Raw genomic sequence first — 18,273 nt, forward strand, 5'->3', positions numbered from 1 at the left:
GGACATTCCCGTAACGCCGTCAGCAAAGCCGCGGCACTTGCGCCGCGGCAATCCACAACTGTTTGAGCCCCGGCGGCACGTGCCAGCTCGGCGACCCTCGGGCTTGGAACAAACAACGGCAACTGCGCGATCTTCGGCCAAGCATCGCCGGCCATCTGCCGCAGGTGCTCGAAACCCTGTCCACTGCTGACCACCAGCCCGTTCAAGCGTTCCGCTTCGATCCGCCGTGGCAGCTCGTTTGGCGGGTAGGCTGGCAGGTCGCGGCGATACAACTCCAGATACTCGACACTAGCACCAAGCGCGCGCAGGCGCTCGGCGAGCAGTTCACGACCGCCCTCGCCGCGCAGGATCATCACCTGCGCGCCGGACTGGTCGAGCGCCTCGCGCAGACGCGGCAATTGCAGCAGGGCTTCACTGTCATCGCCGTCAGCCGGGAAGCTGACATCGAGCCCGTGTTCGCGAAGAATGCCTGCGGTCGCCGCACCGACGCTGAACCACGGCATGCTCAATGGCGCCGTGCCTTCGGACTTGAGCAGATCCACCGCAATCCGCGCCGCCGGTTTGCTGACCACAATCACTGCGCTACAGGCGGGCAATCGCGAAATCGCCTGGCGAATAGTGTCAGAGAGCGGCAGCGGAACAATGTCCAGAAGCGGCAGACAACTGCTGAAAATCCCGTGCCCGGCCAGCTGTTCGGCCAGCGCCGCGCAGTCGTCTGCCGGGCGCGTCAGCAGCAGGCGCCAGGCTGTCACTCGTGACCCGCCTCGCCGTAGACAGCTTTGAGAATGTCGTCAGCGCCTTGCTTGAGCAAGTCTTCAGCGACCTGCACGCCCAAGGTCTCGGCGTCCGCGCGCGGCGCGCGGGCTTCGGCGCTGAGCAGCTTGCCACCACTCGGCTCGCCGACCAGACCGCGCAACCACAACTGCCCGCCTTCAAGCACGGCGTAGCAGGCGATCGGCACTTGGCAGCCGCCGTTCAAATGTTTGTTGAGGGCGCGTTCGGCGTTCACCCGCGAAGCGGTATCGGCGTGATGCAAAGGCGCGAGCAAGGCGTGAATTTCGTGGTCGGCGCTGCGGCATTCGATGCCGACCGCGCCCTGGCCACCGGCCGGCAGGCTGTCATCGACACTGATCGCCGATGTGATGCGCTCCTCGAAACCCAGGCGGATCAGACCGGCCGCGGCGAGGATGATCGCGTCGTACTCGCCGGCGTCGAGTTTGGCCAGACGGGTGTTGACGTTGCCGCGCAGGAAACGGATCTGCAAGTCGGGACGCCGCGCCAGCAATTGCGTTTGCCGACGCAGGCTCGAGGTGCCGACGATGGCCCCGGCAGGCAGCGCTTCAAGACTGGTGTAGGTGTTGGAGACGAAAGCATCGCGCGGGTCTTCACGCTCACAGATGCAGAACAGACCCAGGCCTTGCGGGAAGTCCATCGGCACGTCTTTCATCGAATGCACGGCGATATCGGCCTGGTTTTCCAGCAGCGCAGTTTCCAGTTCCTTGACGAACAGACCCTTGCCGCCGATTTTCGACAATGGCGAGTCGAGCAGCTTGTCACCGCGACTGACCATGGGCACCAGCGTCACCAGCAGGCCCGGGTGGGCCGCCTCGAGACGGGCTTTGACGTATTCGGCCTGCCAGAGGGCCAGCGCACTTTTACGGGTGGCGATGCGGATTTCGCGAGGGGACATGGAACAATCCGTACTGAATAGATACGGCGGATAATAACAGCTCAGTCAATTTCACTTTGACCTGAATCAGAACCGGCGCGGCCTCCCTGGCCTGCCATGCCGGATAAAAGAACACGAAAAGGCCGGTGAGGACCAGGTCAAAGCCCCTGCATCATCTTGCGCACACCGGCAACATGCCGCCGGCTGACAATCAGTGCATCGCCATTGAGGCCTTTGAGGAACAACTGGAAATGTCCCAGTGGCGTGCGTTGCAAGCGCTCGATGCGGTCGCGAGCGACCAGCGCGTTGCGGTGGATACGCACAAAGCGTTCGCCGAATTCGTCTTCAAGGGCTTTGAGGGGTTCGTCGAGCAGCACCTCGCCGGCTTCGTGACGCAGGGTCACGTACTTGTGGTCGGCGATGAAGTAGACCACCTGATCCAGCGGAATCAGCTCGATGCCTTTACGGGTCCGTGCGCTGATGTGGCTGCGTGGGCCGTTGCCACTTTCGGCAGCGGGACGGGTCAGGGCCGAGAGTTGCGCCCGGTTGGGACGTTCAGCCCGCTTCAGGGCTTCATTCAAGTGTTCGGTTCGCACAGGTTTCACCACATAGCCCACGGCGCTGGCCTGCAGGGCTTCCACGGCAAATTCATCGGGACTGGTGCAAAACACCACGGCCGGCGGCGTCTCTCGTTCGCACAGTCGGGCAGCAACCTGCAGGCCATCGAGGCCCGGCATGCGGATATCTAGCAGCACGATATCCGGCTTGTGGCTGTCGATCAGCGCTAACGCCTCCTCGCCATTCGTGGCACTGGGCTCCAGGACTGTGTAACCCTCGAGCTCGCTCACCATACGGCTTAGGCGCTCGCGAGCCAGGGGTTCGTCATCAACGATCAGGACATTCATATTGCGCTGGATTCCTGCGTGAGTCTCGCACAAGGATAGCGTAGACAGGTGTAGTGACCTCCGTCACCGCGATCCACGCTAAGACTAGCCCGAGCGCCAAAAAGTGCCGTACGTCGGCCAGCAATATTTGCCAGCGTCCGGGTCGTACCGCTCGGAGCCCAGTGTTTTCTGCGTTTCTCACGGTGGGTGACCGTTGTACAACTCACCCGCCCCCTCTTCTTATAGCCAGTGGCCGGACCTTTGCATGATCCGCATTCGCACCGACCCTTATGTCCACTGTAGACGTTCGTCGGAACGATATTGCTCAATCAAAAAATATCCTTTTGTAAATTCCTTGCAGACCGCGCCGGACATGCCTGACACATCCGCGAAAAAACCTATCGACCGGTGTCAGCGACAGGATTGGCAACCCTGTTATTATCCGCGCCAGCGTTTCACGCCATTTCTTCAAGCCGATACGAGCGAATTCATGAGCACTGACAAGACCAATCAGTCCTGGGGCGGCCGCTTCAGTGAACCCGTCGACGCCTTCGTCGCCCGCTTCACCGCCTCCGTCACTTTCGACCAGCGCCTGTATCGCCACGACATCATGGGCTCGATCGCCCACGCCACCATGCTGGCCAAGGTCGGCGTGCTGACCGATGCCGAGCGCGACAGCATCATCGATGGCCTGAAGACCATTCAGGGCGAAATCGAGGCCGGCCAGTTCGACTGGCGCGTCGACCTCGAAGACGTGCACATGAACATCGAAGCACGCCTGACCGACCGCATCGGCGTCACCGGTAAAAAGCTCCACACCGGGCGCAGCCGCAACGACCAGGTCGCCACCGATATCCGCCTGTGGCTGCGCGATGAAATCGACCTGATCCTCGCCGAGGTCACCCGCCTGCAAAAAGGCCTGCTGGAGCAGGCCGAACGTGAAGCGGCGAGCATCATGCCCGGCTTCACCCACCTGCAGACCGCACAGCCAGTGACTTTCGGGCATCACATGCTGGCCTGGTTCGAAATGCTCAGCCGCGACTACGAGCGTCTGGTCGACTGCCGCAAGCGCACTAACCGCATGCCGCTGGGCAGCGCCGCGCTGGCCGGCACCACTTACCCGATCGACCGCGAATACACCGCGCAACTGCTCGGCTTCGACGCCGTCGGCGGCAACTCGCTGGACAACGTTTCCGATCGCGACTTCGCCATCGAATTCTGCTCGGCCGCAAGCATCGCGATGATGCACCTGTCGCGCTTCTCCGAAGAGCTGGTGCTGTGGACCAGCGCGCAGTTCCAGTTCATCGATCTGCCGGACCGTTTCTGCACCGGCAGCTCGATCATGCCGCAAAAGAAAAACCCCGACGTGCCCGAGCTGGTGCGCGGCAAGACCGGCCGTGTGTTCGGCGCGCTGATGGGCCTGCTGACCCTGATGAAAGGCCAGCCACTGGCCTACAACAAGGACAATCAGGAAGACAAGGAGCCGCTGTTCGACGCCGCCGACACCCTGCGCGATTCGCTGCGCGCGTTTGCCGACATGATCCCGGCGATCAAGCCGAAACACGCGATCATGCGTGAAGCGGCACTGCGCGGTTTCTCCACCGCGACCGACCTGGCGGATTATCTGGTGCGCCGTGGCCTGCCGTTCCGCGACTGCCATGAAATCGTTGGCCACGCGGTGAAATACGGCGTCGACACGGGTAAGGATCTGGCCGAGATGAGCCTGGAAGAACTGCGTCAGTTCAGCGATCAGATCGAGCAGGACGTGTTTGCCGTGCTGACCCTGGAAGGCTCGGTGAATGCCCGCGACCATATCGGCGGGACTGCGCCGGCGCAGGTCAGGGCTGCGGTGGCGCGCGGTCAGGCCCTAATCGCCAGCCGCTAAAAGCCAAGAGCTTCGCGAGCAGGCTCGCTCCCACAGGGATTCTGGATGTTCACAAAATTTGTGTTCACCACCGGCTCAATGTGGGAGCGAGCCTGCTCGCGAAGGCATCCTTCAGAGCGCTACAAAATTCACTTCTTGGCAGCAATCATCGCCAAAAACGCCGGCATCGCCGCGTCCTTGTCCGCCGCGATCTTCTGCACATGCGGATTCTGCTCAAGCCGCTCCAGCAGCGCTTTCGCCTGCGGCATCTCGGCCAGCAGATCAATCCCGAACAGCTTCTGCCCGACCGCACAGGCCAGCGGCACGCTGTAGAGGAAATACAAATCGGCAATGCTCAGGCTGTCACCCGCCACGTACGGGGCGAACTTGCCATGACGGCCCAGCGCCGCGAAGCCCAGCAGCAGCTCGGTCCGGGTCTTCTCTTTGATCGCCTCCGGCAACGTCATACCGAAAAACGCCTCGCCATAGCAGGCACGCCCCGGCAACTCGATGTACAACTCGATCTCCTTGGCAATTGCCAATACCTGCGCGCGCTCGAACGGGTCGCTGGGCAGGAGTGGCGTGCCCTTTTGTGCTTGTTCGAGGTATTCGAGGATGATCGCGGTTTCGTTGATATAGCCGGCGTCGACACCCAGCACCGGGACCTTGCCGCGCGGACTGATTGCCAGTGACTCCGGGGTCTGCGTCGGATAGAAAGTTACCTCTTCGAAGGGCAGGCCTTTTTCCAGCAGTGCCAGTTTGACCATGTTGTAGTAGTTGCTGACAGCGAATCCGTAGAGCTTGAACATCACAGAGCCTCCAGGCCGTGCGGGGTGGGCAGTGCCTGTTTATAGATCGCCGCGGCGTTTCCCGCCAGCAGCATCACGCCGCTGAATGCGGGTAAACTGGCGCCTTTCCCTGAGGAGCCTGCCATGAGCGAGCCGACAGATATCGTCAACGATGACGACGAAGAAGCATTCACCGAAGCGACCCTGATCGAAGCCATCGAGAACCAGATTGAAAGCGACAACCCGCCGGCGGCGAAGGCGACGTTGAACAAGCTGACTTTGGTCGGTATGGACCGTGAGGAGATCCTCAATTTGATGGCCCATGTGCTGGCTTTCGAAATTGACGCGATGCTCGATGAAGATCGCCCGTTCGACACCCAGTGGTACGAAGCGGCACTGCGCGCTTTGCCAGAGCTGCCACCGGAAAAGCAGTAACCACATCATTCCTGTGGGAGCGAGCAGGCTCGCTCCCACAAGGTTTGTTACGCATCCATCCAGCCATCTGCTGCCGCCCGACTACACTGGAATTCGCCTCAAGACAAAATCCCCTGATCCGAGCACTGGACATGCTGCACCAGCGGGTTCACCTTAGAGGCGCTGTCGTCCAATTCCTAGAAAGTCTGGAGTCCTTATGTCGCTTACCCCTGAGTTGGTTGCCGAACTGGAAGTCCTTGCACTCTTCAACCTGGACAGTTCCCAGGAAGGTCTGAAAATTCATCAGACCGCTGCCCCGAAACACATCGCTGCTGCCCAGCGCCTCTTTGAAAAAGAACTCACCGACCAGCCCGATGGCGGTTATCTGACCAGCCTCGGTCGCGATGCCGCGCAAAACGTGCAGACCGTACTGACGATTTTGAAAGAACAGGAAACCGCCTGATTTCTCTGACTTTGCCCACGGGAACTCCTGCCACGGGATTTCCGCGGGCCCGCCCGATCGCTGTCGATAAAAAACTGACGTCAAAAAACAAATTCAGCTTAAACGTCCTGCCGCGCAGCGGCTAAACTGCGGCCATTCCGAGACCCTCTACGTCCGAGCCTGCAAGCCGGTTTGAGCTGACATGACCCGCACCCACGAAATCCGCCCCGACCTGGACGAAGGCATCGACCGCAAGGTACTCAGCCAACTGCGCGCACGTTTTCTCAAACTCAATGAAGGCCGCCTCGGCCGCGCTCTCGAAGGCTTGTCGACGCGCCAGCAAAGCGTGTTGACGCTGTTGCCGCTGTTCTTTCACGTCAATCATCCGTTGCTGCCCGGCTATGTCTCGGGCAGTACGCCGGCGGGGCTTTCGAATTATGAGCCGGACGCCAATGCGCTGACTGAGGCGCAGCGCCTGACTCGCTCGTTCTCTTACAGGCCGCGCCATGGCAGTAACCCGCCGCGACCGATCCACGGCCTGTTCCTGATGGGCAGCCTCGGCACGCTGGCCCAGGCCGATCAGAGCGATATGGACGTGTGGGTCTGCCATGGGCCGGATCTGAGCGAAAGCGAGCTCGCCGAGCTGAGCAAGAAGTGCCAATTGCTGGAAGCCTGGGCTGCAAGCCAGGGTGCCGAAGCGCATTTCTTCCTGATCGACCCGGCGCGCTTCGTCAAAGGCGAACGCGATTCCCAGCTCAGTTCGGACAACTGCGGCAGCACCCAGCACTATCTGCTACTCGACGAGTTTTATCGCACGGCGATCTGGCTGGCCGGGCGCACGCCGATCTGGTGGCTGGTGCCGGTCTATGAAGAAACGGCCTACGACGCTTACACCCACACCCTGCTGTCCAAACGCTTTATTCGCGCCGACGAAACCCTCGATCTCGGGCCGATGGCGACCATTCCGCCCGGGGAATTCATCGGTGCCGGATTGTGGCAGTTGTTCAAAGGCATCGAGTCGCCCTACAAGTCGGTGCTCAAACTGCTGCTGACCGAGGTGTACGCCAGCGAACACCCGCACGTGCAGTGCCTGAGCCTACGCTTCAAGAAAGCCGTGTTCGCCAATCAGCTCGATCTTGATGAACTGGACCCGTACATGGTCGTGTACCGCCGTATCGAGGAATACCTGCTCGCACGCAACGAACCGGAGCGTCTTGAACTGGTGCGCCGCGCGCTGTATCTGAAGGTCAACCGCAAGCTCACCGGCAACAGCCGCAGCCAGGGCTGGCAACGCACACTGCTCGAACGCCTGGCTGGCGAGTGGCACTGGGATCAGCGGCAACTGGCTCTGCTCGACAGCCGCAGTCAGTGGAAAGTCCGCCAGGTCAGCGCCGAGCGCCGCGCGCTGGTCAATGAACTCAACTACAGCTATCGCTTTCTGACTCAGTTCGCCCGCAGCGAACAGACTGTCAGCCTGATCAACAAGCGCGACCTCAATGTCCTCGGCCGGCGCCTGTACGCAGCGTTCGAGCGCAAGGCCGACAAGGTCGAGTTCATCAATCCAGGCATCGCCCCGGACCTGGCCGAAGACACCCTGACCCTGGTGCAGTCGCCGAACAAAAAGGAGCCGGGGCAGACCCAGTGGGGCTTGTACAACGGCAGCCTGACGGCACTGGAGTGGGAACACTTCGCGCCGATCAAGCGCAGTCGCGAGCTGCTTGAACTGCTGACCTGGTGCCACCGCAACGGCGTGATCGACAGCAGCACACGTCTGGCCCTGCATCCGGGCACCAGCGACTTGAGCGAGTTCGAGCTGTTCAACCTGCTCGGCAGCCTGCAGCAGTGCATCGCCCTGCCCTTGCCCACCGTTGCCGAAGAGCCATTGCTACGTGCCGCTGTGCCCAGCGAAGTGCTGCTGCTGATCAACGTCGGCGTCGACCCGCTCAAGCATCACCGTGATCTGAACATCCTGATGACCACCGAACGCACCGACTCGCTGAGCTATGCCGGTGTGCGCGAGAACCTGGTGCTGACCCTCGATCAGGTCACGCTCAACAGCTGGAACGAAGTGCTGGTCAATCGTTTCGACGGCCCGCATGCACTGCTCGATTGCCTGCGCGATTATCTCAACAACCTGCCGCGCGGCTCGGTGCAGCCGTCGCTGAAAGTGCGCTGTTTCTGCCACAACCGCGCGCAATTCATTGCCCGTCGCGTCGAAGAAATCGTCGACACCGCGCAGACCCTGTTGCTCAGTGACTTGAATCACCGCTACCTGATTCAGGTGCAGCAGCACTACCACGTGCTGGAGCTGGTGCCAGGTCAGGTCAACCATGTCGCCCTCGCCACCCTGCCGGCACTGCTCGATTATCTGGGCGAAGAACTACCGCGCTACAGCCCGCTGCACCTCGACCCGATGGCGTTGGAAGATCACGATCTGGCGCTGATCCTGCCGATGGGTCAGCCGGAGTGCATTCAGGTGTTTTATCGCATCAGCGAGCAGCAGGCCGAGCTGTACGTGCTGGATGAATTCAATGCGCTGTGGCAACAGCAGCTTCCGTACCATGACGAGCAGAGTCTGCTGGTACCGCTGCAGCGTTTTCTGCAATCGATCCAGTATCGGCGGGAAGCGCAATTGCCGATGGACAGTGGCCCTGCCGGCAGCCCCCAGACTTTGTATTACCAGCTGTTGCCGTCAGGCCCGGGGCGCTCGCGCAGGGTCGAAACCCGGCCGGCACCGCAGACCCCGGTGAACAAACCGTTCTATGACGTACAGGCGATCATCGGCAAAGCCGCGCCCGGCGAAGTGCAGGTCACCCTGTATTGCAATCAGCGCGAATTCAGCGAGCTGGAGCATGGCGACCAGTTGTTCAGCGTGGTCGCCCGAGAGATCGTCGAGCAGCGCCGCGAGACCGAACGCTATCGCTGCTACATCACCGACCTCGACCTCTCGGGGTTGCTCGGTGACGGGCACAGTTCAAGCAATCTGTATCTGCGCTACAAGGCGGACCTGGAGCGCTCGTTGAATGAAGCGCTCGAACAGGTTTGAAGCGGGGAGTTATTCGGGAAAGGCGCCGCCGTTGACCGGTTGCGATTCCACTTCCAGCAAGGTCAGTTTCAGCGACTTGCCACCCGGGGCCGGCCAATCGATGTGCTGACCGACCTTCAGACCCAGCAGCGCACTGCCGACCGGCGCCAGAATGGAAATCTTGCCTTCATCGGCGTTGGCGTCCTTGGGATAGACCAGCGTCAGGTGGTAATCCTTGCCACTGCCTTCTTCGCGGCAATGCACACGGGAATTCATGGTCACGACATCGGCGGGCACTTCATCGTGGCCGACCACGGTATCGGCGCGGTCCAGTTCGGTTTGCAGCGCAATCACGCCCGGCGCAGCCTGGTCTTTCTCGCTCAGACTGTCGATCAGGCGCTCCAGACGTTGCACGTCCAGACGGGTAAGGGTGATGGAAGGTGCGGTCATGATCCAGGCAGACTCCTTTCTTCTGCACAAAAAAAGCAAAACCCCGCCAAAAAAGACGGGGTTTTCACCGTGCCTCGGTGGTTTGAGGCGTTCGCGGACACTATCACAGCTCAAAAAATATACAAGTCACGCCCTTTTTTGCCTGGGTGAAACCCTTGTGGCGAGGGGATTTATCCCCGTTCGGCTGCGCAGCAGCCGTATAGATTTTGAGGCCGCTACGCGACCCAACGGGGATAAATCCCCTCGCCACGATATCAACAGGCTTGGGATTTTCGTGCGGCAGCCTGCTGGCAAATCACCCGGCGCCGTTGATCATCGGCCGAGCGCCATTCGCGAATGTCTTCGACGTGACGCGCGCAGCCGAGACAGACTTTCTGTTCGTTCAATCGACATACGCCCGTGCACGGCGAAGGCACCGCCGGGCTGACGTTGCTGTAAAGCGGCTTCGGCGGGCGAACAGGCGCGGCATCCGTCACGAATCACAGACCTTCGAAATCGAATTCGGCGCCAGCCTGCTGCTTGACGAGGCGCTGAAGCATTTCGCCCAATTGCTCTTCGCTCTTGTCGCACATCCAGCGCTCGCTTTCTTCGTCATAGTCGAAGTGGAAACCACCGGACACGGCCGCCAGCCACAGCTGACGCAATGGCTCCTGGCGGCTGAAGATCAGCTGCGAGCCGTTTTCGAATTTGACCGTCAGCACCCCGGCCGAGCTTTCCAGATCGATGTCCAGATCGCTTTCGTCAAATATGTCTTCCAGTTTTTCCTGGGTTTCATCGACCAGATCGTGGAAACGGGCTTCGGACAAACTCATTGCGGCAACCTCAAAAATGTCTGATCAGGCTCAAGCGCCGAAAGATACGGACGCTGCCGACCGATTGCAAAGATTAACGACCAAGCACCTGTCGGCCCATCCAGCACCGCCCCCGTGGGAGCGAGCCTGCTCGCGAAAGCGGTGTGTCAGGCAACGAGCCTGTTGGATTTGCCGACGCCTTCGCGAGCAGGCTCGCTCCCACAGGGATGATGCGCATCACAGGAGCCCCGCCGGACGGGAACCCCCTCGCATAGGCAAGCTGCCGGGTGGCCGGTATACTCCGGCGCAATTAACGCATTTTCAAGGATTTCGCCATGAAGCGCCTGATCTCTTCCCTTGCTGCGCTCGTCGCGGTTGCCTGCCTGGTTTCGGCCTGTGGTCAAAAAGGCCCGCTGTACCTGCCCGATGACGACCAGGACCCGGCCGAACAAGCCCAGTCTTCGCAGAAGCAGCCATCCAAGGCTCACAAGCACGACGTTTACTAAGGGATCGCCATGGACGCTTTTAACTACCGTGGCGGGGAGCTGTTCGCGGAAGGTGTGGCGCTGTCCGCCATCGCCGACCGCTTCGGCACGCCCACCTATGTCTACTCGCGCGCCCACATCGAAGCGCAATATCTGGCCTACGCCGATGCGCTGGCCGGCATGCCGCATCTGGTCTGCTTCGCGGTCAAAGCCAACTCCAACCTCGGTGTACTGAATGTCCTGGCCCGTCTCGGCGCCGGTTTCGACATCGTTTCCCGTGGTGAGCTGGAACGTGTACTGGCCGCTGGTGGCAGCGCCGACAAGATCGTTTTCTCCGGCGTCGGCAAGACCCGTGACGACATGCGCCGCGCCCTCGAAGTCGGCGTGCACTGCTTCAACGTCGAATCCACCGACGAGCTCGAGCGCCTGCAAGTAGTCGCCGCCGAGCTGGGTGTTCGCGCCCCGGTTTCGCTGCGCGTGAACCCGGACGTCGATGCCGGCACCCATCCGTACATTTCCACCGGTCTGAAAGAGAACAAGTTCGGCATCGCCATTGCCGATGCCGAAGACGTGTACGTGCGCGCCGCGCATCTGCCGAACCTGGAAGTAGTCGGTGTCGACTGCCACATCGGTTCGCAACTGACCACCCTGCCGCCGTTCATTGATGCACTCGATCGCCTGCTGGATCTGGTCGACCGCTTGGGCGATTGCGGCATTCACCTGCGCCACATCGATCTCGGTGGCGGCTTGGGCGTGCGTTATCGCGATGAGGAGCCGCCGCTGGCTGCCGACTACGTCAAAGCCGTGCGCGAGCGTCTCGACGGGCGTGATCTGGCGCTGGTGTTCGAACCGGGTCGCTTCATCGTTGCCAATGGCGGCGTGTTGCTGACGCAGGTCGAATACCTCAAGCACACCGAGCACAAGGATTTCGCCATCGTCGACGCGGCGATGAACGACCTGATCCGCCCGGCGCTGTATCAGGCGTGGATGGACGTCACCGCGGTGAAACCGCGCGACAGCGCTGCACGCAAGTACGACATCGTCGGCCCGATATGCGAAACCGGCGACTTCCTCGCCAAGGACCGCGAGCTGGCGCTGGAAGAAGGCGACTTGCTGGCAGTGCATTCGGCTGGCGCCTACGGTTTTGTCATGAGTTCCAACTACAACACCCGTGGCCGTGCTGCCGAGGTGCTGGTGGATGGTGATCAGGTTTTTGAAGTGCGTCGCCGCGAAACCGTGGCCGAGCTGTTTGCCGGCGAAAGCCTGCTGCCGGAGTAACCCATGCTGCTGCGTTTTACCAAAATGCACGGCCTGGGCAACGACTTCATGGTCCTCGACCTGGTCAGCCAGCACGCGCACATTCAGCCCAAACACGCCAAGCAATGGGGCGACCGCCACACCGGGATCGGTTTCGACCAGTTGCTGATCGTCGAAGCGCCGAGCAACCCGGATGTGGATTTCCGCTACCGGATCTTCAACTCCGACGGTTCGGAAGTGGAGCAGTGCGGCAACGGTGCGCGCTGCTTCGCCCGCTTCGTGCTCGACAAGCGTCTGACTGCCAAGCGGCAGATCCGCGTCGAGACCAAGGGCGGCATCATCGAGCTGGACGTGCGTAACGACGGCCAGATCGGCGTGAACATGGGCGCGCCGCGGCTGGTGCCGGCGGACATTCCATTCCAGGCACCAGCCCAGGCCAGCAGCTATCAGCTGGATGTCGATGGCACCACGGTCGAACTGGCCGCCGTGTCGATGGGCAATCCCCATGCGGTCATTCGCGTGGACGACATCAACAGCGCACCGGTGCATGAACTGGGGCCGAAGATCGAGCACCATCCGCGCTTTCCGGCGCGGGTCAATGTCGGCTTCCTTCAGGTCATCGACCGCCATCGCGCGCAACTGCGTGTTTGGGAACGCGGCGCCGGGGAAACCCAGGCCTGCGGCACCGGCGCCTGTGCGGCGGCGGTGGCAGCCATCAGTCAGGGGTGGATGGATTCGCCGCTGTTGATCGACCTGCCCGGCGGGCGTCTGTCCATCGAGTGGGCCGGCCCGGGCGAACCGGTGTTGATGACCGGTCCGGCAGTGCGTGTATACGAAGGACAAGTGCGTCTTTGAGCGAGCAGAAATCATGACCGACAAGCCACAGGTACCCGCCCGACCAGTCGACGAATCAGCGTCCGAGAGCCTCGAGGCAGCCGCGGTTGCCGCCTACCTGGAGGCTCATCCGGACTTCTTCGTCGAGCACGAAGAGCTGCTGCCGTCGTTGCGCATCCCGCACCGACGTGGCGACACCGTGTCGCTGGTCGAGCGGCAGATGACCATCCTGCGCGACCGCAATATCGAGATGCGCCATCGCCTTTCGCATCTGATGGACGTGGCCCGCGACAACGATCGCCTGTTCGAAAAAACCCGCCGCCTGATTCTCGCGCTGATGGATGCATCGACCCTGGAAGACGTGGTCATCAGCGTTGAGGACAGCCTGCGTCAAGATTTCCAGGTGCCCTTCGTCAGCCTGATCCTGCTCGGCGACAACCCGGCCCCGGTCGGCCGCTGGGTTACCCACGCCGATGCGCAAACCGCGATCGGCGGCCTGCTCACCGAAGGCAAAAGCGTCAGCGGCAGCCTGCGTGAACATGAGCTGGACTTCCTCTTTGGCGAAGAACAGCGCCAGCAGATCGGCTCGACCGCCGTGGTTGCCGTCAGCCATCAGGGCATTCACGGCATTCTGGCCATCGCCAGCCGTGACCCGCAGCACTACAAGAGCTCGGTCGGCACCCTGTTCCTCAGTTACATCGCCGAGGTCATGGGCCGTGTGCTGCCACGGGTCAACAGCTCGCTGCGCTCGGTACGCTGACCATGGAACGACAACTGGACGCTTACTGCGAACATCTGCGCAGTGAGCGACAGGTGTCGCCGCACACCCTGTCGGCTTATCGCCGCGACCTCGATAAAGTCCTCGGCTGGTGCATCAAGCAGAACATCGGCAGTTGGGCCGCGCTGGACATCCAGCGTCTGCGCAGCCTGATCGCCCGGTTGCATGCGCAAGGCCAGTCCTCGCGCAGCCTCGCCCGCCTGCTCTCAGCGGTGCGCGGGCTCTATCACTACTTGAACCGCGAAGGTCTGTGCGACCACGACCCGGCCACCGGCCTGGCCCCGCCGAAAGGCGAACGGCGCCTGCCGAAAACCCTTGATACCGACCGCGCATTGCAGCTGCTGGAAGGTGCGGTCGAGGACGATTTTCTCGCCCGGCGCGATCAGGCGATTCTCGAGCTGTTCTATTCCTCTGGCCTGCGCCTGTCCGAGCTGACCGGGCTCAATCTCGATCAACTCGACCTCGCCGACGGCATGGTTCAGGTGCTCGGCAAGGGCAGCAAGACCCGGCTGTTGCCGGTTGGCACCAAGGCCCGCGAAGCCCTTGAACACTGGTTGCCGCTGCGCGCCATGACCAACCCGGCGGACGATGCGGTATTTGTCAGCCAGCAAGGTCGGCGTCTCGGCCCCCGGGCGATTCAGGTGCGGGTCAAACTGGCTGGCGAGCGCGAGCTGGGGCAGAACCTGCATCCGCACATGCTGCGGCACTCGTTCGCCAGCCATTTGCTCGAGTCTTCACAGGATCTGCGCGCGGTGCAGGAATTGCTCGGCCACTCCGATATCAAAACCACGCAGATCTATACCCACCTCGACTTCCAGCATCTGGCGGCGGTCTACGACAGCGCCCATCCCCGGGCCAAACGCATGAAAGGCGATGATTCATGAGCATTCAGTTGATCACCTTCGACCTCGACGACACTTTGTGGGATACCGCGCCAGTGATCGCCAGCGCCGAAACCGTGTTGCGCGAATGGCTGAGCGAGCATGCGTCGAACCTGGGCGCGGTGCCGGTGGAGCATTTGTGGTCGATTCGCGAGCGAGTGCTGGCGGGCGAACCGGGTCTCAAACACCGCATCAGCGCGCTGCGCCGACGTGTGCTGTTCCATGCGCTGGAGGAAGCCGGGTACGCCCACGGCGAGGCGTCGGAGCTGGCTGACAAGGCTTTTGAAGTGTTCCTGCATGCGCGGCATCAGATCGAAGTGTTCCCGGAAGTCGAGCCGCTGCTGGAGCTGCTCGCCAATCACTATGCCCTCGGCGTCGTCACCAATGGCAACGCCGATGTACGCCGGTTGGGGCTGGCGGATTACTTCAAATTTGCCTTGTGCGCCGAAGACATCGGCATCGCCAAGCCGGATGCACGGCTGTTTCATGAAGCCCTGCAACGCGGGGGCGTGAGTGCCGAAGCAGCGGTGCATGTCGGCGATCATCCCGGCGATGACATTGCTGGCGCTCAGCAGGCAGGCTTGCGCGCGGTGTGGTTCAACCCGACGGGCAAGGGCTGGGAAGCGGAGCGCTTGCCTGATGCGGAAATTCGCAGCCTGACAGAATTGCCCGCCGTCCTCTCCCGCTGGAATGCTTCCTCGAACTGATCTACAGCCCTGTGGGAGCGAGCCTGCTCGCGAATGCGGTGTGTCATCCAACATGTATGTCGGCTGACATGCCCCCTTCGCCAGCAGGCTCGCTCCCACAGGGGACTGCATTTGTTTTCAACGCATCTATTCCAGGCATGAAAAAGCCCGCAGCGACGGCGGGCTTTTTCAGCAAGCGAGCGACGCGCCTCAGATAGGACGGCTGCCGTACTTGTTGTCCGGCTTCTTGGGCGGATCGGCGACCACGTTGGCCTCCACTTCCTGCACCTTGCCGCCGCGCGCAAGGAATTCTTCCATGGCCTTGGCCAGGGCGTCACGCTCCTTGTTCTTGGCTTCGATGCTCGGCAACTCGTCGACCGAGACCGCAGCCTTGGCTTTGCCTTTGGCAGCCGGGGCCGGCGTGTCGTCACCGCCATCGTCTTCGGCAACGTCTTCCGCTGCCGCTTCCAGGCCTTCCTCGGCCTCGTCTTCGTCGCCTACTTCGAGGTCGTCGTTTTCCAGATCATCGTCGCTCATGTTCTACCTCATGACTTGCCAAAAGCAGATTAGTTATAGACCAGCTTTGGCGGCTGTCGAAGCCGCCGTTGAAAAATCTTCTGCCGCTGCCCGGCAGCGGCTCATGCCTGTTCACCGTGCAAGGTGGCGAGGACTTTACGGGCACCGCCATGATCACGGTGCTCGCCCAGATAGATCCCTTGCCAGGTACCCAGTGCCAGCCGCCCTGCCGCAACCGGCAGACTGATCTGGCAACCGAGCACGCTGGCCTTGAAGTGCGCCGGGAGATCATCCGGGCCTTCGTCGTTGTGCTCGTAGCCGTCTGTTCCTTGTGGGATCAGACGATTGAAAAATCGTTCGAAGTCGCGACGAACTGCCGGATCGGCGTTCTCGTTGATGGTCAACGACGCCGACGTGTGCTGCAGCCACAAATGCAACAGACCGACCCGACAGGCCTTGAGTTCAGGCAAGCCTGCGAGCAACTCGTCCGTCACCAGATGAAAGCCCCGGGGCCTTGCCCGCAGGGTTATCAGAGTCTGTTGCCACATACAGTTCTCCGCTCGTTCGGGGCGCATTCTAGCGTGCTCTGAAAAAAAACAAAGGCCCTAATATTCCTGCAGCGATGTAAGCGATTGCCCGCAGAAAAAGCCTCGTCGTAAAGACGACCAAAGCCGTAAGAAAAATCCTTTCCGCCGCTCCCTGAATGACAAATCCCGGACAAAAAAATGCCCGGCGAACCGGGCAATTTTTTTATCGCGCGTACTTACAGGTTGTAGCCGCGTTCGTTGTGTTGTGCCAGATCGAGGCCGACCGACTCTTCTTCCTCGGTTACGCGCAGACCCATGACGGCGTCCAGCACCTTGAGGATGATGAAGGTGACGATCGCGGTGTAGATCACCGTGAAGCCGACGCCTTTGATCTGGATCCAGACCTGCGCGCCGATGTCAGTCACGGTGCCGAAGCCGCCCAGTGCCGGTGCGGCAAACACACCGGTGAGGATCGCGCCGAGGATACCGCCGATGCCGTGCACGCCGAAGGCGTCCAGGGAATCGTCATAGCCGAGTTTGCGTTTCAGGGTGGTGGCGCAGAAGAAGCACACCACGCCTGCGGCCAGACCGATCACCAGTGCACCCATCGGGCCCACGGTGCCAGCGGCCGGAGTGATCGCGACCAGACCGGCGACCACACCCGAAGCGATGCCCAGTGCGCTTGGCTTGCCGTGGGTGACCCACTCGGCAAACATCCAGCCCAGTGCGGCAGCGGCAGTGGCGATCTGGGTAACCAGCATGGCCATACCGGCAGTGCCGTTGGCAGCCGCAGCGGAACCGGCGTTGAAGCCGAACCAGCCGACCCACAGCATCGCCGCGCCCATCAGCGTGTAGCCGAGATTGTGCGGAGCCATTGGTGTGGTCGGGAAGCCTTTGCGCTTGCCCAGCACCAGGCACGCGACCAGACCGGCGATACCGGCGTTGATGTGCACCACGGTGCCGCCAGCGAAGTCGAGCACGCCCCAGTCCCACATCAGGCCGCCGTTACCGGACCAGACCATGTGCGCGATCGGTGCATAAACCAGAGTGAACCAGATGCCCATGAAAATCAGCATCGCGGAGAACTTCATACGCTCGGCGAACGCACCGACGATCAGCGCCGGGGTGATGATCGCGAAGGTCATCTGGAAGGTGATGAACACCGCCTCAGGGAACAGCGCCGCCGGGCCGGTGATGCTCGAAGGCGTGACACCAGCGAGGAACGCCTTGCCCATGCCGCCGAAGAACGAATTGAAGTTAACGACGCCCTGTTCCATGCCGGTGGTGTCGAAGGCAATGCTGTAGCCATAAATGACCCACAGGATGCTGATCAGGCCGGTAATGGCGAAGCACTGCATCAGCACGGAAAGAATGTTTTTCGAGCGAACCATACCGCCGTAGAACAGCGCCAGGCCGGGAATGGTCATGAACAGCACGAGCGCTGTCGAGGTGAGCATCCAGGCGGTGTCGCCGGAATTGAGGACTGGCGCTGCCACTTCGTCTGCCGCCATGGCGATGCCGGGCATTACGATGGACAACAGGGCGCCTAGCCCTGCGAATTTACGCAGAGTCATATTGTTTTCTCCTGGGGCGTTGGGTTTGTGGCGGCGCTTAGATCGCGTCGGTATCGGTTTCGCCGGTACGGATGCGGATCGCCTGTTCCAGATTGACCACGAAGATCTTGCCGTCACCGATCTTGCCGGTGTTGGCCGCTTTGGTTATCGCCTCGATAACCCGATCCAGATCCTTGTCGTCGATGGCCACGTCGATTTTCACCTTGGGCAGAAAATCGACCACATATTCCGCGCCGCGATACAGCTCGGTGTGACCCTTCTGCCGGCCGAAGCCTTTGACTTCAGTGACGGTAATGCCCTGCACGCCGATTTCGGACAGCGACTCGCGCACGTCGTCCAACTTGAACGGCTTGATGATGGCAGTGACTAGCTTCATGAAACTCTCTCCCGAATTGGTGGACTTGCCCC

Annotated in this window: 20 protein-coding genes and 2 pseudogenes; 10 read left to right on the forward strand and 12 right to left on the reverse strand. The window is 61.4% G+C overall.

Annotated features, from left to right (window positions below; genetic code table 11):
* Window positions 1-5: 5 nt before the first annotated feature.
* From J5M66_RS26890 to J5M66_RS26895, 4 genes and pseudogenes are all read right to left on the reverse strand, one after another.
* A pseudogene (locus J5M66_RS26890) lies at window positions 6-752 on the reverse strand (uroporphyrinogen-III synthase); the annotation flags it as partial.
* The gene (hemC, locus tag J5M66_RS01805) at window positions 749-1,690 is read right to left on the reverse strand and encodes a hydroxymethylbilane synthase (protein ID WP_123441805.1); all 942 of its coding nucleotides are present in this window, start codon (window positions 1,688-1,690) and stop codon (window positions 749-751) included. The pseudogene J5M66_RS26890 and the gene hemC, both read right to left, overlap by 4 nt.
* Before the next feature lie 137 nt (window positions 1,691-1,827).
* Window positions 1,828-2,574: a LytTR family DNA-binding domain-containing protein gene (locus J5M66_RS01810; protein ID WP_016772598.1), complete on the reverse strand. Its 747-nt coding sequence runs from the start codon at window positions 2,572-2,574 to the stop codon at window positions 1,828-1,830.
* Window positions 2,571-2,732, reverse strand: a pseudogene (locus tag J5M66_RS26895) (sensor histidine kinase); the annotation flags it as partial. The gene J5M66_RS01810 and the pseudogene J5M66_RS26895, both read right to left, overlap by 4 nt.
* Window positions 2,733-3,043: 311 nt before the next feature.
* Here J5M66_RS26895 and argH point away from each other — a divergent pair.
* Entirely contained in the window at window positions 3,044-4,438 is a 1,395-nt protein-coding gene (argH, locus tag J5M66_RS01815) for an argininosuccinate lyase (RefSeq protein WP_207807563.1), read from the forward strand.
* 128 nt (window positions 4,439-4,566) lie between these two features.
* On the opposite strand, the gene J5M66_RS01820 is transcribed toward argH, so the two are convergent.
* The gene (locus J5M66_RS01820; protein WP_122612296.1) at window positions 4,567-5,226 is read right to left on the reverse strand and encodes a glutathione S-transferase; all 660 of its coding nucleotides are present in this window, start codon (window positions 5,224-5,226) and stop codon (window positions 4,567-4,569) included.
* Between the two features lie 123 nt (window positions 5,227-5,349).
* On the opposite strand from J5M66_RS01820, the gene J5M66_RS01825 reads away from it, so the two are divergent.
* The 3 genes from J5M66_RS01825 (at window position 5,350) to J5M66_RS01835 (ending at window position 9,107) form a co-directional block, all read left to right on the forward strand.
* Window positions 5,350-5,640, forward strand: coding sequence for a hypothetical protein (locus J5M66_RS01825; RefSeq protein ID WP_122698690.1), 291 nt, complete (start codon window positions 5,350-5,352; stop codon window positions 5,638-5,640).
* Between the two features lie 196 nt (window positions 5,641-5,836).
* On the forward strand, window positions 5,837-6,082 hold the full coding sequence (locus tag J5M66_RS01830) for a TIGR02647 family protein (protein WP_016772594.1): 246 nt from the start codon (window positions 5,837-5,839) through the stop codon (window positions 6,080-6,082).
* A 181-nt stretch (window positions 6,083-6,263) separates the two neighbouring features.
* Window positions 6,264-9,107 carry a class I adenylate cyclase gene (locus J5M66_RS01835; protein WP_207807564.1) on the forward strand — a complete coding sequence of 948 codons (2,844 nt, stop codon included), beginning with the start codon at window positions 6,264-6,266 and terminating at the stop codon, window positions 9,105-9,107.
* Between the two features lie 9 nt (window positions 9,108-9,116).
* Here the strand turns inward: J5M66_RS01835 and rnk are convergent, their stop codons facing one another.
* From rnk to cyaY, 3 genes are all read right to left on the reverse strand, one after another.
* Window positions 9,117-9,536, reverse strand: a complete 420-nt coding sequence (gene rnk / locus J5M66_RS01840; RefSeq protein WP_039757397.1) for a nucleoside diphosphate kinase regulator — start codon at window positions 9,534-9,536, stop codon at window positions 9,117-9,119.
* Window positions 9,537-9,790: 254 nt separating this feature from the next.
* Window positions 9,791-10,012, reverse strand: a complete 222-nt coding sequence (locus tag J5M66_RS01845; protein WP_123441808.1) for a DUF1289 domain-containing protein — start codon at window positions 10,010-10,012, stop codon at window positions 9,791-9,793.
* Between the two features lie 3 nt (window positions 10,013-10,015).
* Window positions 10,016-10,348, reverse strand: coding sequence for an iron donor protein CyaY (cyaY, locus tag J5M66_RS01850; RefSeq protein ID WP_041476930.1), 333 nt, complete (start codon window positions 10,346-10,348; stop codon window positions 10,016-10,018).
* A 314-nt stretch (window positions 10,349-10,662) separates the two neighbouring features.
* Here cyaY and J5M66_RS01855 point away from each other — a divergent pair, with 314 nt between their 5' ends.
* The 6 genes from J5M66_RS01855 to J5M66_RS01880 are packed head-to-tail and all read left to right on the forward strand — an operon-like array spanning window position 10,663 to window position 15,269.
* Entirely contained in the window at window positions 10,663-10,833 is a 171-nt protein-coding gene (locus J5M66_RS01855) for a lipoprotein (RefSeq protein WP_016772589.1), read from the forward strand.
* A gap of 9 nt (window positions 10,834-10,842) precedes the next feature.
* The gene (gene lysA, locus J5M66_RS01860; RefSeq protein ID WP_123441810.1) at window positions 10,843-12,090 is read left to right on the forward strand and encodes a diaminopimelate decarboxylase; all 1,248 of its coding nucleotides are present in this window, start codon (window positions 10,843-10,845) and stop codon (window positions 12,088-12,090) included.
* Between the two features lie 3 nt (window positions 12,091-12,093).
* Window positions 12,094-12,924: a diaminopimelate epimerase gene (gene dapF / locus J5M66_RS01865; protein ID WP_039757394.1), complete on the forward strand. Its 831-nt coding sequence runs from the start codon at window positions 12,094-12,096 to the stop codon at window positions 12,922-12,924.
* Window positions 12,925-12,937: 13 nt separating this feature from the next.
* Window positions 12,938-13,663 carry a DUF484 family protein gene (locus J5M66_RS01870; RefSeq protein WP_024014772.1) on the forward strand — a complete coding sequence of 242 codons (726 nt, stop codon included), beginning with the start codon at window positions 12,938-12,940 and terminating at the stop codon, window positions 13,661-13,663.
* Window positions 13,664-13,665: 2 nt separating this feature from the next.
* On the forward strand, window positions 13,666-14,565 hold the full coding sequence (xerC, locus tag J5M66_RS01875) for a tyrosine recombinase XerC (protein ID WP_024014773.1): 900 nt from the start codon (window positions 13,666-13,668) through the stop codon (window positions 14,563-14,565).
* A complete protein-coding gene (locus tag J5M66_RS01880; protein ID WP_207807565.1) occupies window positions 14,562-15,269 on the forward strand; it encodes an HAD family hydrolase in 708 nt (235 codons plus the stop codon). The genes xerC and J5M66_RS01880 overlap by 4 nt, the downstream gene beginning before the upstream one ends.
* 189 nt (window positions 15,270-15,458) lie before the next feature.
* Here J5M66_RS01880 and sutA read toward each other — a convergent pair whose 3' ends face one another.
* From sutA to glnK, 4 genes are all read right to left on the reverse strand, one after another.
* The gene (gene sutA, locus J5M66_RS01885) at window positions 15,459-15,785 is read right to left on the reverse strand and encodes a transcriptional regulator SutA (protein ID WP_016772583.1); all 327 of its coding nucleotides are present in this window, start codon (window positions 15,783-15,785) and stop codon (window positions 15,459-15,461) included.
* Window positions 15,786-15,886: 101 nt separating this feature from the next.
* Complete coding sequence (locus J5M66_RS01890) at window positions 15,887-16,312, reverse strand: secondary thiamine-phosphate synthase enzyme YjbQ (RefSeq protein ID WP_016772582.1); 426 nt, start codon at window positions 16,310-16,312, stop codon at window positions 15,887-15,889.
* 215 nt (window positions 16,313-16,527) lie between these two features.
* A complete protein-coding gene (locus tag J5M66_RS01895) occupies window positions 16,528-17,865 on the reverse strand; it encodes an ammonium transporter (RefSeq protein ID WP_041476939.1) in 1,338 nt (445 codons plus the stop codon).
* 37 nt (window positions 17,866-17,902) lie between these two features.
* Window positions 17,903-18,241, reverse strand: a complete 339-nt coding sequence (glnK, locus tag J5M66_RS01900) for a P-II family nitrogen regulator (protein ID WP_002555808.1) — start codon at window positions 18,239-18,241, stop codon at window positions 17,903-17,905.
* Window positions 18,242-18,273 lie beyond the last annotated feature (32 nt).

The sequence above is a fragment of the Pseudomonas sp. 67(2021) genome (genome assembly GCF_017491835.1).
Lineage (GTDB): Bacteria > Pseudomonadota > Gammaproteobacteria > Pseudomonadales > Pseudomonadaceae > Aquipseudomonas > Aquipseudomonas atacamensis.